This window comes from Colwellia sp. BRX10-4 (genome assembly GCF_014077465.1).
In the GTDB taxonomy this organism is placed as follows: domain Bacteria; phylum Pseudomonadota; class Gammaproteobacteria; order Enterobacterales; family Alteromonadaceae; genus Colwellia_A.
The window spans coordinates 1-12,786 of the sequence record NZ_JACGVZ010000007.1 but is presented as its reverse complement, the minus strand read 5'-3'; the positions used below and the strand labels follow the sequence as shown (position 1 = coordinate 12,786).

General features: G+C 35.7%; 17 protein-coding genes. 6 read left to right on the top strand and 11 right to left on the bottom strand.

The features are described 5' to 3' along the window. Positions 1-76 precede the first annotated feature (76 nt). From H4J67_RS07740 to H4J67_RS07730, 3 genes are all read right to left on the bottom strand, one after another. A complete protein-coding gene (locus H4J67_RS07740; RefSeq protein ID WP_310740549.1) occupies positions 77-247 on the bottom strand; it encodes a hypothetical protein in 171 nt (56 codons plus the stop codon). Beyond that, a complete protein-coding gene (locus H4J67_RS07735) occupies positions 204-575 on the bottom strand; it encodes a formyl transferase (RefSeq protein WP_310740547.1) in 372 nt (123 codons plus the stop codon). The genes H4J67_RS07740 and H4J67_RS07735 overlap by 44 nt, the downstream gene beginning before the upstream one ends. A 308-nt stretch (positions 576-883) precedes the next feature. Further along, the gene (locus H4J67_RS07730) at positions 884-2,821 is read right to left on the bottom strand and encodes a S9 family peptidase (RefSeq protein ID WP_182203385.1); all 1,938 of its coding nucleotides are present in this window, start codon (positions 2,819-2,821) and stop codon (positions 884-886) included. Between the two features lie 459 nt (positions 2,822-3,280). Here H4J67_RS07730 and H4J67_RS07725 point away from each other — a divergent pair, with 459 nt between their 5' ends. Further along, the gene (locus H4J67_RS07725; RefSeq protein ID WP_182203383.1) at positions 3,281-3,469 is read left to right on the top strand and encodes a DUF2892 domain-containing protein; all 189 of its coding nucleotides are present in this window, start codon (positions 3,281-3,283) and stop codon (positions 3,467-3,469) included. A 252-nt stretch (positions 3,470-3,721) separates the two neighbouring features. Here H4J67_RS07725 and H4J67_RS07720 read toward each other — a convergent pair whose 3' ends face one another. Continuing rightward, positions 3,722-3,985 carry a hypothetical protein gene (locus tag H4J67_RS07720; protein ID WP_182175264.1) on the bottom strand — a complete coding sequence of 88 codons (264 nt, stop codon included), beginning with the start codon at positions 3,983-3,985 and terminating at the stop codon, positions 3,722-3,724. A gap of 338 nt (positions 3,986-4,323) precedes the next feature. Between H4J67_RS07720 and H4J67_RS07715 the strand changes: the two genes are divergently transcribed. The 4 genes from H4J67_RS07715 (at position 4,324) to H4J67_RS07700 (ending at position 7,109) form a co-directional block, all read left to right on the top strand. Then, positions 4,324-5,082: an ABC transporter substrate-binding protein gene (locus H4J67_RS07715; RefSeq protein WP_182175262.1), complete on the top strand. Its 759-nt coding sequence runs from the start codon at positions 4,324-4,326 to the stop codon at positions 5,080-5,082. Between the two features lie 171 nt (positions 5,083-5,253). Beyond that, positions 5,254-5,625 (top strand): VOC family protein, encoded by a 372-nt coding sequence (locus tag H4J67_RS07710; protein ID WP_182175260.1) that lies wholly within the window; start codon positions 5,254-5,256, stop codon positions 5,623-5,625. Between the two features lie 133 nt (positions 5,626-5,758). Next, positions 5,759-5,956 (top strand): CPXCG motif-containing cysteine-rich protein, encoded by a 198-nt coding sequence (locus tag H4J67_RS07705; protein ID WP_070375466.1) that lies wholly within the window; start codon positions 5,759-5,761, stop codon positions 5,954-5,956. Positions 5,957-6,221: 265 nt separating this feature from the next. After that, the gene (locus tag H4J67_RS07700) at positions 6,222-7,109 is read left to right on the top strand and encodes an MYG1 family protein (protein WP_182175258.1); all 888 of its coding nucleotides are present in this window, start codon (positions 6,222-6,224) and stop codon (positions 7,107-7,109) included. 274 nt (positions 7,110-7,383) lie between these two features. Here H4J67_RS07700 and H4J67_RS07695 read toward each other — a convergent pair whose 3' ends face one another. From H4J67_RS07695 to H4J67_RS07670, 6 genes are all read right to left on the bottom strand, one after another. Next, positions 7,384-7,758 (bottom strand): TPR end-of-group domain-containing protein, encoded by a 375-nt coding sequence (locus H4J67_RS07695; protein ID WP_182203381.1) that lies wholly within the window; start codon positions 7,756-7,758, stop codon positions 7,384-7,386. A 23-nt stretch (positions 7,759-7,781) separates the two neighbouring features. After that, on the bottom strand, positions 7,782-8,948 hold the full coding sequence (locus H4J67_RS07690; protein WP_182203380.1) for a hypothetical protein: 1,167 nt from the start codon (positions 8,946-8,948) through the stop codon (positions 7,782-7,784). A gap of 17 nt (positions 8,949-8,965) precedes the next feature. Beyond that, positions 8,966-9,154 carry a hypothetical protein gene (locus H4J67_RS07685; protein ID WP_182203378.1) on the bottom strand — a complete coding sequence of 63 codons (189 nt, stop codon included), beginning with the start codon at positions 9,152-9,154 and terminating at the stop codon, positions 8,966-8,968. A 47-nt stretch (positions 9,155-9,201) separates the two neighbouring features. Beyond that, a complete protein-coding gene (locus H4J67_RS07680; RefSeq protein ID WP_182203377.1) occupies positions 9,202-9,342 on the bottom strand; it encodes a hypothetical protein in 141 nt (46 codons plus the stop codon). Between the two features lie 111 nt (positions 9,343-9,453). Then, entirely contained in the window at positions 9,454-9,657 is a 204-nt protein-coding gene (locus H4J67_RS07675) for a hypothetical protein (protein WP_182175251.1), read from the bottom strand. A 455-nt stretch (positions 9,658-10,112) separates the two neighbouring features. Next, entirely contained in the window at positions 10,113-10,754 is a 642-nt protein-coding gene (locus tag H4J67_RS07670) for a LysE family translocator (protein WP_182203375.1), read from the bottom strand. Positions 10,755-10,869: 115 nt separating this feature from the next. Between H4J67_RS07670 and H4J67_RS07665 the strand changes: the two genes are divergently transcribed. After that, positions 10,870-11,793: a LysR family transcriptional regulator gene (locus H4J67_RS07665; RefSeq protein WP_182203373.1), complete on the top strand. Its 924-nt coding sequence runs from the start codon at positions 10,870-10,872 to the stop codon at positions 11,791-11,793. 222 nt (positions 11,794-12,015) lie between these two features. On the opposite strand, the gene H4J67_RS20535 is transcribed toward H4J67_RS07665, so the two are convergent. Next, the gene (locus H4J67_RS20535) at positions 12,016-12,147 is read right to left on the bottom strand and encodes a hypothetical protein (protein ID WP_259368523.1); all 132 of its coding nucleotides are present in this window, start codon (positions 12,145-12,147) and stop codon (positions 12,016-12,018) included. Positions 12,148-12,786 lie beyond the last annotated feature (639 nt).

Here is a 12,786-nt window from a genome sequence, read left to right as displayed (position 1 = left end):
TTTATTTGCAACAACATATTAGTCAAACTAAAATTTATACTTACAGGTAATGTTGTTGTATAAATTCAATGTACTCTTATTCATCAATGATTTTAAATCCACTTTTTTCAAAGTCTAGACATTCATTTTCATTTGGAAAGGTAAAATAGCTAGCACTCTTTTCTTGTGGCTGAGAACAAAGTAATTCGTCATTTTCAAGTGTTTCAATAGCCGCTAATATCGGTTGCACCTTGCTTATAAAGCTCAAGCACATGCCATAAATAAGATTTATCTCTATTAACTAGTGCGGTAGAAGTCTTAATTATTTTTTCTGTATCTATCGAACCATCGTCAATGGTGTGCAGTGTAGTACCTATTTTATTGTCGTTATTTTTCATTGCCCAAAACGTCGCCATCACGCCTTTATACTTAGGTAATATGCCAGAATGCAGATTAATAATGCCTTTGGTAGGAATATTAATAACCTTTTCTTTTAGAATGCCACCAAAGCGTATCGAAACAATAAGTGCGGGCGCCAACTCTTTCAAACCATTAATCACCTCAGGCGAATTAATTTGCTGGACATCTCGAATCACTGAATTTAAAAAGACGCTAAAGCCATCAAAAGTTTTATAGCTGTCGTTATTACTTTTAATCTTAGGAATTAGCGGACTTAGCAGTTAGTTAAACAAGGGTTGCTCGAAAAACTTTAGCGTCTTTAATGGCGCTGGTATCACACTGCCCTTACCTAATTTAGCTGAGAACCACAGATGAACCTATGGTTTTTACAGATTTTTGGTAGCAGTTTATTCAGTGCGAAATTACTCGACAAATCTTTATTAGCCAAGAATAAAACTCTTCATAATCAAGTTCTTTTGCCTATTTCCATGTTAAGAATATATCATCACTTTGGGCTGACTAAGTGTTGTTTCAAAAATTCGTCAATGGCTGTAAAAGCTTTGTGTCGATTACGCTGAATAGACAAGAAGTGGTCGCCGTCTGCCAATTCAATATATTCAACTGGCTTATTTAAGTCGATTAGCTTCTGGTAAAATCTTTGGCTTTGACGAACATTAACCACGGTATCATTAGCACCATGGAGTAATAACATAGGTATATTAATTCGCTTTGCTTGATAAAAGGGCGAACGGGCGATCAAGTTGTCAACATCTTTACCCATTTGGTGTTCTACAAATTTCTTATTCGTGTAGTAACGACTCTTAAAAACAATATTTCGAAGGTCGCTCACTCCGGCAAAACTGATGGCGCACCGAAATAAGTCAGGTGTTTTTACCGCTGCCATGGCCGCCGCATAACCACCATAACTTCCACCAACAATACAGATACGCTTTGGATCAGCAATTTTTTCTGTAACCAACCAGTTTGTGGCATCAGTTAAATCATCTTGCATAATCAAGCCCCAGTTTTTCATTTGGCTTTGAGAAAATTCATAACCGTAACCAGATGACCCACGAAAGTTAGGTCGAAATACTGCATATCCCCTATTAACAAAAAATGAGCTCCAATAATCAAAACCATTACTATCACGAGCTCCTGGACCACCGTGTGGAAATAATATAGTTGCGATTGGCCCTTCACTGCCAGTTGGTAAGCTAAGAAAACCCTCTATCGTTGTTCCATCCGCAGCTGTGTATTTAACAAGTTTATGCGCGGTTAAATTAGCACCTTTAAGTGCCGGATATTGAGTCATCAAACGATTTACTTTACCGGTTTTTCTATTGGCTAAATAATAAATACCTGGCGTGTAATCATTCTCAACATAGAAAATATAAACATATTCATCTTCACTAAAGTCAACAAGATAATTTGTTGTTTTAGGTCGCGCTTTATCTAACCTTTGTTGAAGGCTCTTACGACTTTCATCCCAATAAATATTACCACTTATATGGTGAATACCAATTACACTACGAGTTTTTTTTGAATAAATAAGTGCGCCATCAACATCATAATCTTTATCAGCAAAAACTAATTGATGAATATCAGTACTTAGGTCAACCTTATAAAGCGCTTTTTTATCATTATTGTATTGAGTGTAATAAAGAATATTAGGGTTTTTATCAAAACCAAGCGCAGTTACCGGGGCATCTTCCAAGCTGTTATATTGAAATAAAATCTGCCAGTTTTGGTTATCACCCTTACGGACAAATATTTTGGCTGCTCCTGTTTTATAGTTTAAAGCACTGCCTAACCTAACAAAGCCCTGCTGATCGGTCATCCATTGTCTAATTTTTAATTTATGGTTTTCTACTTTATTAGCCTTAGCAGTATTTATATTGAGTTTAAATACGCTAGGTAAATTTGCATTTTCAGCATCGAGAGCAATAAGTATATGCGTGGGGTCATCGCGTAATAAATCAATCACCTTATCTTCATGTTGAGAATAGTGTCGCCTACTATAAATCGTTGATGCATTGATTAATCTTCGTTGTTTTGTTTGTTCAGCGCCGACATCAATCGCTAACAACTGAGTATGATCAACTTTTTCTGTATTCATGTGTCTAGAGAATTTTGCCGCCAGTAATACGGTTTCATTATTGGCCCATTTGAACCACCTTATTTGATTAGTCAGATTATCTGTCTGAAGTAAGGTCTTAAACTCACCGCTCTTTAAATCAATATAAATAAGGAGTGTTAAATCAGGATTTTCTACATTTTTCAGATAAGCAATTTTACTTCCATCTGGAGATAATGCTGGTGATTTAATACTTGGCAATCGACTAAATGCTTCAACGGGTAAGTCTACCGCAACAACATTACTGATAAAAAATATAACCAAACAAAAAAAGAAAGTACTAGAACGATAAATGGCTTTAATATTCATTTATTATTGCCCAACAATTTGTTTTAAAGAAACTATTGGTAACGTTAAAGAAGGTAATGCCATTTTGTTCAGTGGGTAAAAGGTGAGTACCTGAAATTTTATATTTACCATTTTTACATACAATCCTTTGGTTAAATTCCTGTCAATTACTGCACCCGTTATCGAAAAAACGAGACTTTATATTACGGGTGTGACTTAAATTAGCAGTGATATAAAAAGTCACTCACTGTGATTAATTGTTTCTCAATAAACTTGGTTATACATTTATCAAAATCATAGCAAGTTAAGCCTATTATTAGAGTATCTGTGTACTCTATATTTAAGAACTATCGATATCGTTTAATATAAATGTTAAATCACTATTAATAGAAGACCTGTCAATAGAAAATATTAGCAATTGCTAATTTAACAAAATCTAATGCAATACTAATTTAACCATGCCAATCTCACGGAGTTACCATGACTAAGAACGATGCATTAAGACTAATAGCAGGCACAATGATACTTATTTCACTTATTTTAACCGTAACATTATCAATAAACTGGTTATGGTTTACTGCTTTTATTGCGGTCAACTTAATACAGTCATCATTTACTAAATGGTGCCCTATGATGGTTTTATTAGAAAAAATTGGCCTAAAAGATTAACCAAAGATTTTATTCTAGCAACAAGCTCAGCGAATATTCTGAACCATCCTTATTAAGGAGTATTAAATGCAATTACTCCCTTTGGGCTTATTCATTAATGCTTTAGTTTAGTGTGCCAACAGCCAGAAATTTGTATCCTTCTATGGCGATTAACTGATCACCTATTTTATCTGCTGGTCAGTCTGTCTTAACCGTTAATATATCAATATTTCATACTATTAATGTATCAGAAAAAATTAATAAGATTACTCTTTATAATCGAGTTATTTTTTCGTTTAGGTTGTAGTTTTTATCGGTAACAATAGCTTCCAATACCTCTATTCGACTTAATTGGTCACCCAGTGTTTTATTAACCGCTGCCGCGACTTCTGTCTCTAAATTAGCTTTTTCTAATCTCAACGCTTCGACTTCTAATTCTTTTATTTTCTTTTTATTGGTACTTAATACCAAAATAATTAAAAAACTCACTAAAAAAATCACAGCGATACTTAAAAATACCCAAAGGTTTATATTCATGGCTAGGTTGTCTCATTATTCATTAAATAAAAATGCTATCTTGCAAAGTTTATTCCTTATATATTTTATCATTATTTCAATCACTTAAAAAACAACAATTTGAAAGTATGGCTATATTGGCTAAGCTTTAGTGAAGATTACTATTATTTCGCAGTATCCCTTTGGCGATACATTTTAATCAGTTCACCTTATAACGATTAAGCTGTCTGCTATAGCACCAATAACTTAGCAGGATTAAAGCCCATTAAATATTTATAATTTCACCATGAGATTTATTCCCTCAACTAGCTATATTCTGCTATGTTTATTGTAAGATCACCGATTGAAAAGAAAGTAAAATGACTCTACGTTGTAAAATAAAGCTATGCTTTATTAATATCCTTCTTATTACATCATGGCCACTCATCGCTAATACCTACAAGGTAATTTCTTACGATCCTGCCAATTCTCCACACAATATCTCTACTATAGATCAACAAGGCAAGGCTACAATATCAGGAATATTTGCCGACATATTTCATCAAATAGGAGAAATTACCGGCGATACTTTTATAATGGTTAAAATGCCTGCCGCTAGAGCTATGCTTGAATTTGATCTTGGCCGTGTTGATATTGAACCCGGAATCAACCCTATTTGGCGCGGTAATTCAAAAGAAATAGGTTTGTATTCCATCGCCTATGAACGTGTTGAGGAAGTGATTGTTTTTCGCTCTGGTGATGAATTTGAAGTAAAAGGACCAAGAGATTTATTTGGACACAAAGTAGGCATAGTTAGAGGCTTCACTTATCCTAGGTTTGAGGCATCATTTACCAATAATGACATCAACAAAGTATTAAATAAATCAGAAAGTTTGCTCATTAAGCAATTATTGGCTGAACGCGTTGACCAAATTTTTATCAGTAAATCCTCAATACAATATATGAAAAGACACCTTCCAACTTTAAGTAATATTGTCGTTGGAGACGTGGTGAGCTCGGTAGAAGTTATGATGCGTGTACACCCAAAAAAACTTGAACTTTTACCAAGGCTAAATAAAGCATTACAACAAATGATTGATAATAAAAGCATTGATAAAATAATTGCTAAATACCAATAAATAGTTAGCCACATTGTTAAAAACAGCTAATATTCATCAAATTGTACGTGTTATAAATCAATAGCGTAATATCTGAATAAACAAGCGTTATTGACATGATTTGGTTAACCTGTTGTAGTTAACATTCTACTTAAAATAAATCACCTTAATCATAATTAAAAAGGAATAGATATGCTTAGCTATGCCACCATCGGTGTAACCGATTTAGAAAAATCAGAAGCCTTTTATAATGAACTCTTGGCACCTATAGGCGCTAAAACGTTAATAAAAATGGAGCGCATTATATTTATTGGTAAAAGTATGAAAGAGCCTATGCTCGCTATTTGTGTACCTTATAACGAAGCACCTCAAAACTGTGGTAACGGCAATATGCTTGCTATTGCGCCGGGCTCAAAAGAGCAGTGTGATGAAATGTATCATAAAGCCATTGCCTTAGGTGCGACTTGTGATGGAGAACCAGGGCAGCGTATACCCAACGTATTTTATGGTGCTTACTTTCGTGATTTAGATGGTAACAAAATCGTTTTTAATCATTTTGGTTAATTACCAGTATTCAGGCATAGCCTTGCGTTATGCTTGAATATGACTTTATCATGACACCTTTCCCACGTATCATTTAACATAACTCTCGATAATAAATGATTATATTACTAACAATTATAGGAAACTGTAACAATTGAATCAATTGACTAAAAAGCGCATAGGATGTCCTTATTGTGGCGAAACAATTAAAGTACTCATCGATTCAGCCGACGTAGACCAGCAGTATATTGAAGATTGCCAAGTTTGCTGTAAACCGATAATTTTTTTAGTTTCAGAAAGCATGGACGGTGATCTTGATGTTAATGTTTACAGCGAAGATGATGCGTTTTAATACCAATTTAGAAAATCTCCTACCGTTTCCCCTTAGCTAAACGCAGATTCAATCAACATTATTAACAAGGATATTATTGTTCTTTATTGATTTTTGCACCGCTATTGAAAACTAGTGTTATTAAAAGCCCACTATTTTTGTGAGCTGTCTTCGTATAGAATCGGCCTTATAATTTCTACACCTTGACGTTGTCCCAAGTCGGCCAGTCAAAATAGTGAAGTTAACTAGCAACATCTTCTTATTCCTTTCTAAAATGATATAAAAAATGAATGATTTAACTATAGCAACTCACAACGGTAATTTTCATGCAGATGACGTGTTTAGTATCGCTGCTCTTAAGCACATTTTTCCTAACTTTAACCTCATACGCACGCGTAATTTAGAGATTATCGGTAAAGCAGATATTGTTATTGATGTTGGTGGTGAATATAACGCAGATGCAGGTCGATTCGATCACCATCAGCGTGGTGGTGCCGGTGAGCGCGAAAATGGAATTCCTTATTCTTCATTTGGCTTGGTTTGGCAGAAATATGGCTTAGAAATATGTCAGGGCAACCAAGACGTAGCAAACGCTGTTGATGCAGGGCTAGTTTCAACAATTGACGCTATTGATTGTGGCTATACCGAAGGCGCTTCTAAAGGTATAAACCAAGGGATTAGCCTTAGCCAAACGATTTCAATGTTCAACCCTACTTGGCAAGAAGATAGTCACTTTGATAACTGTTTTGATGAGGCGGTTGAGTTTGCGACACGTATTTTGACACGGTTTATAGCCTCTGCAAATGGCGGAATTAGTGCAAAAGAAATTGTTGCTAAAGCGATTGAGAATGCAGAAGATCCCAGAGTGATTGTTTTAGATAAATACACGCCATGGAAAAGAACCGTTCATGCTTTGTCTGCACAAGCTTTATATATGGTTTATCCTTCTGGCTCTGGTCCTTGGAGAATTCAAACAGTGCCTGTTGAACCGGGTTCATTCGAAGATAGAAAATCACTACCTCAAGCATGGGCTGGCTTATCTGATGATGCGCTAAAAGCCGTAACCGGTATTGATGATGCAATGTTCTGTCATAATGGCCTGTTTATAGCCGGAGCAGAGACTTTTGAAAGTACTATGAAAATGGCCGCTATTGCATTGCAAGAAGAAGAATAGAAAAACCAAATATTTTGTAGCGTAAATAGCCTGTTTATAGCAGAAGCAGAGTCTTTTGAAAGTACTATAAAAATGGCTGCTATTGCATTACAAGAAGAATAAAAAAATCGCATTGTTCGCACTGTAAAAATCACGTGGCGATTATATGGCTGATTTCACCTCAGTGATATCAGCCATAAACCAAACGTTCTGCCACAAAAACTTATGATTTAACTATAGCAATACTGCACGCTATACAGACAAGAGTATAAATATCGTTATGTCAAAATCTTAATTATTGCTTAAGTACCGCTATTTGTTTTAGCATTTCAGTTTCTAATCGTCCTATTAATGCCGTAAACCTTGGCTGTTGCGCTAAATTGATAAAATAAGGTGATTGTAATAAGTTAGCACGCCAATTATATAAATAACCATTATCAATGGCAGCTTCGAGATACTTAATGGTCTGCTCATCGTTATTTTCGAGTGAGCTACTGATAGCAAGGTTCATGTATTCAATACCCAACAAGCGTGCTTGACCTGTTAAATAAAAAGACTCATCTCGTCCCTTTACCCTATCAACAAGCTTTTCAACTTTAGCTAACTGACCTTGTGCTTTATAAACACGGGCAAGTAGCAAAATGCCATTTACATTTTCTATAGCATTCAATGTTGCGGGGGCGATTGATTAACTCATTCATTTATCCCAGGGATATGTAGGTTAATCAATGCCTCTGCATCGTCAAACTTTTTCTGCTTGAGTAATAAATATACGGCACCAGTAATGAAGCGCTCTTTCAGTTGTTTACTGGGATATACCGTATTAGCATCAGCGACGGTATCGTTAATGAGTATTAACGCTTTAGCGGTTTGCCCAAAACAAATAAGACTGTTCACTTTTTGATTGATAATTTCAGCGTTATTGGCATTAATAGACATTGCTTTTTCTGCATATTCAAGAGACTTAACACCAGATCCCAAAGATAAATAGTAGATCGAAAGTGCTTGAGGAAAATAAGGGTCGTTAGGGTCTAACCTTGCACCATTTTCAGCGAGCTTAATAGCATCAACAATTTGCCCCATATGTTGTGCATATATTTGTCCTAAATAAAAAGGATAAAAAGTATTCTTCGGGTTAACCATAATAGCTTGCTTAAGCGTTTGTTCCACTTCTGAATATTTTTGTAATGTTTGTACTAAATATACTGCAAAAAAATACGGTAAATCAGCATTTAGTGGGTCAACTTTTTGAGCCCTTTTAAATAAAGCCCTGGCGTTATCTTCTCCCATTTCAGCACCATTTGATTGTGCGTGCCTTATGATGATGTCGACATTATTAGGATTTAGCCAATAAGCTTCTTTTGCATACTGATTACGTAACTTACGATCTGTTTTTATAATTAATGACCGAACAAAATAAGCTTCAGCAGAGTTTAGATTAATGCTAAGTACTTCTTTAATTAACGTTTCTGCCTTATCAAGTATTAGCCAATCAAAGCGGCTACCCGTAATAATTTGACGAGCATATATTTCAGCCAATTTAATGCGCGCCATCAAAAATTCAGGGGCAATGTCTGTTGCTAACTCAAGAGCTGCTGCGGTATTGTCTAAACTTTCAAAGGTATAAGTATGAAGTCCCCACAAACCTTGCAGATATAAATCATAAGCTTTAGGGTTAATCGTTTGCGCAGAAGATACTGTCTTAACTAATGATATGCCTAAGGTTTCCTTTCGTGCATCGACAATTTCTGCTGATATTTCATCTTGTACTTGAAAGATGTCATCAAGCTCGCGATCATATGACTCAGACCACAAGTGCTTATCTGTTTCAGCATTGATGAGCTGAGCAGTTATGCGCACTCTTACACCCGACTTTCTCACACTGCCTTCGAGTACGTTTTTACACCTAAGATTTTAGCAACTTCCGAAATATTAATCTTGGTATCTTTATAGGCAAACGCTGATGAACGCGAGGTTACTTGTAGTTTCGGTATTTTTGCTAATACATTTAATATTTCTTCTGAAATACCATCTGAAAAGTATTCTTGTTCTTTATCAGAAGACATATTTACAAAAGGAAGAACGGCAATAGAAGTTCCCTTTGGCTCTGATATTAATGGATTATTTGCATTAACTTTAATGGATTATTTGCATTAACTTTAATGGAAGCTTGGGCAATAACTTCAGCTTGTTCTGTTGGCAATACTGAAGCCGTTGGTGATTGAAAACGACTCTCATAAATAAAGTAGATCAAGGCAATTGCCATAAGGTCAATAATGATAAAATCTAATTTACGACCTGTTAGAACAGCAGTGGAATCTCCAGATGATATCGCGGATTCAAGCTTGATACCGTCGAGGGTTATTTAAAACGCCCAAGCAAAAAAAAGAGCAAAAGGAAAACCAATAAGACCAAAGAAAAATACCGCAGTATTTATCCAATTAGGCAAGTGTAATGCTGGAACAGCAATTGAGGTAATTTTAACAACAACCCAAGCAAGTACAAGGTAGGCAATCCCAACCTTGAAAACATTTCGCCTTTTCAGTTCTGATATCAAAGATTCAGCCACATTTAATCCATAAATATGTTTATTTTTTAGCCATGTATAATCAATGTAATGCTATTAATGACTTAAATCAAACTTGAGAGGTTTAATAAGCCAATTTGCTGAATATAAAATATGACATAAAAAGAACGCCTGCAGAGTGCAAATAGTTATCAGTTACTACCACTTACCGTTACCGGATGACAAACTGTTATCAAATACATTAAATGCACCGTTTCCATTGCCAAAGCCAGGTTAGAGGGTGTAATAGCCTTACCTAAATCATTTAAACGTAAAGAGAGTGCTAAAGGCATAGAAACAATAGAAAATGGCGTAGCTCTTATAGAAAGGCGATGTAATTTAACTCAAGGTTACGGCATGACCAAACCTATGGTTGCCAGAGAAATTACCGCAAAGGCAAATCACTGGAAGGCTGATATAAGTTTGCAGACCTAAATAAACGCCAGAGCAATTCTTGCTTAAACAGCATTCATTAAAATGAGCTTTATAGCAATTATCATCAATATGAACCCTGCGACTTTATCTATTTTTTGTTTGTGACGATTGAAACGAGGCATTATATTAGGGTGTGATAACAATAACGCCACACCGCTGTACCAAATAAAATGAGCCAACATAATAATTACCCCATAACTTACTTGCATTATTAGCGGAGTATCTACAGAAACAACTTGCGTAAAAATACTTAAGAAGAAGATAGATGTTTTCGGATTTAATATATTGCAGGTAAAGCCTCGACGCATCGCATTTAAGGGCGACATTACTGCTGTTTGATTGTTGTGATCATTATTTAATAAATCACGTGTTGTTAATAACTGCCAGGCAATATAAATAAGGTAAGCCGCTCCTAGATATTTGATTGTCGCAAATAACCAGGCCGAGTTTGCAATCAAAACCGCTAATCCTGCAATCGAGTAGCTAGCATGTATACAAACCGATAAACACATACCTAAACTCATATATAACCCCGATAAACGACCATTATAGATACTCGTGCGAGTCACCATGACAAAATCTGCACCAGGTAACATTGCCATAAAAACAGCGATGGTGCTTACCGCAATAATTTCTGTCATGTAAGTACTTATTAACAACTCCATATTTCTCTCTCATCATTTAAAATAGTCTCATAGCAACTCACTTGTTACTGTGCAGCTATGTTAATCTATGAGAAATTTAAAACAATACACCTATTTGTAAAAGGACTTGTGCTTGATGGACACAAATAAACTGATCCCCTTATTATCTGATATGGCTATTTTGGTAACTGTCGTTGAGCAGGGCAACTTTAGTAAAGCGGCAATAAAACTTGGGGTAACACCTTCAGCGGTAAGTCGCCAAATTAGCCGATTAGAAGATGCTTTAGGCATAAAGCTATTACAACGCACTACACGGCAACTAGCGTTAACAGAGTCTGGAACATTAACCTTTAATTATTGTAAACAGATGATAGAGTCTGCAGAGCAAGCCGTTAATGCCAGTAGCTCGACAACATCGACAGTTAGTGGCTTGTTGAGAGTGGCAGCACCAAAATCACTCGCCAATCGCGTATTGCGACCACTGTTTGCTGAGTTTTTAAAGTGCTACCCTGATATTCAATTGCATTTAAAAGTAACCGACCGGATTTTAGACCCTATTCATGACGGTGTTGATTTCTTAATTCATATCAATGACAGCCCGATTGAAGCTTTGGTCAACGTTAAAATTGGTCGCAGTGAACAAGTGTTATGTGCCAGTCCTGATTTTCTCGCTAACCATCCGCTGCCAAAACACCCCGACGATTTAAAAGATTTACCCTGCCTTTGCTTAGGTGAAAATATGTCCGATAGCCGTTGGCGATTTAGTCAAAAAAATCAACAAACAACCGTACAAGTCACTGGTTCATATTTACTTAACCACAGTGAAATGCGTCGAGACGCTATTGAACAGGGCTTTGGTATCGGCTCTCTGCCTGATTATATCGCGCAACAGGGCATTAGCAGTGGCAAGCTCATTCCACTTTTGGAAGATTGGCGGTTACAAGGTAATTACCAAGGTGATATTTGTTTGCAGTATGTACAAAGTAAATATTTACCCAATAAGAACCGCATTTTTATCGATTTTATGAAACAAAAGTTACGAGGAATTCAGCACAACTAGTGAGGCGTTAAACCATTAATTTATAGACACTCACGGTAAAAAGCTAAAAATATGATAAACATACTCCAATATTTATGGAGTCCTCACCTATAAGAAATATTTTGACAATATATTTGTGTGTTAAAGAAAGGTGCAGTCAATTTTCTCCCAAAATAACAATTTTTCGGCAAGGTTATTCACCCAAAGTCTTGGGTTAATAATTCACACCTGTTTTTAATGTCTTCAAGCAAAGAGTTTATTGCAATGGCTTAAGCTATGTCGTCGCTTTAATTGCTGATGCTCGCAGTAATCACTCAGCACATCTTCATGGCCGATAGCACCATGAAATTGTGTTCTAAATTCGGTGGTGATCATTAACTGTGGATCTTCACTAATAATGAGAATTCTCGTTCAGGATTTTCTTGGCTGTAACTAGATTGAGTTAAATCAATTGAAAAATTTACGTCAAAAGTCGTGAGAAAACTATAAAAAACATCACAAAAAATAAGAAAATTTAAAAACCTCCTAAGCTATGTACTGAATGGTCACTTATAGCCAATTGCGGACATTAAGTCTTTACAAATTCAGGAGCATATTTAGGGCAATATTAGCCAAAATTACTGCTCACTTGTAGGGCAAGTTTAAGCTCATTGCCGACTGTGGCGTTTCATCTCAGAGCGCTAACTTTTGCGACTTAAGATACATAGCAAAGTGTAAATTTTACACTTTGCTAACGATCACTTAGATACGAAACCGGACGTTAGCCTTGGCTTATCTAGCGACATTTGAATCGATGAAAATCAGCCCTGCGTAAGATAATAGAATTGTTCTAAATTTCATCAGAAATCTATAAAGTCAAAAATTCTTATTTGATTAGTAAATACCAAAGCGGACATTAGATTAATATGATTTTCGGTATTAAATTCTATGATTTTATGGCGTTTCGGGGTACAAACCGAGATAGCTATTGTGCGCCGGCTTGAGCGTAGTTTAACCTATTCATTATTCATTATT

Excerpts from the sequence above, each read along its gene's own strand:
- H4J67_RS07730 (WP_182203385.1), bottom strand. The coding sequence starts at position 2,821 with ATGAATATTAAAGCCATTTATCGTTCTAGTACTTTCTTTTTTTGTTTG.
- H4J67_RS07670 (WP_182203375.1), bottom strand. The coding sequence starts at position 10,754 with ATGGAGTTGTTAATAAGTACTTACATGACAGAAATTATTGCGGTAAGC.
- H4J67_RS07720 (WP_182175264.1), bottom strand. The coding sequence starts at position 3,985 with ATGAATATAAACCTTTGGGTATTTTTAAGTATCGCTGTGATTTTTTTA.
- H4J67_RS07665 (WP_182203373.1), top strand. The coding sequence starts at position 10,870 with ATGGACACAAATAAACTGATCCCCTTATTATCTGATATGGCTATTTTG.
- H4J67_RS07725 (WP_182203383.1), top strand. The coding sequence starts at position 3,281 with ATGACTAAGAACGATGCATTAAGACTAATAGCAGGCACAATGATACTT.
- H4J67_RS07710 (WP_182175260.1), top strand. The coding sequence starts at position 5,254 with ATGCTTAGCTATGCCACCATCGGTGTAACCGATTTAGAAAAATCAGAA.
- H4J67_RS20535 (WP_259368523.1), bottom strand. The coding sequence starts at position 12,147 with ATGATCACCACCGAATTTAGAACACAATTTCATGGTGCTATCGGCCAT.
- H4J67_RS07685 (WP_182203378.1), bottom strand. The coding sequence starts at position 9,154 with ATGTCTTCTGATAAAGAACAAGAATACTTTTCAGATGGTATTTCAGAA.
- H4J67_RS07700 (WP_182175258.1), top strand. The coding sequence starts at position 6,222 with ATGAATGATTTAACTATAGCAACTCACAACGGTAATTTTCATGCAGAT.
- H4J67_RS07715 (WP_182175262.1), top strand. The coding sequence starts at position 4,324 with ATGACTCTACGTTGTAAAATAAAGCTATGCTTTATTAATATCCTTCTT.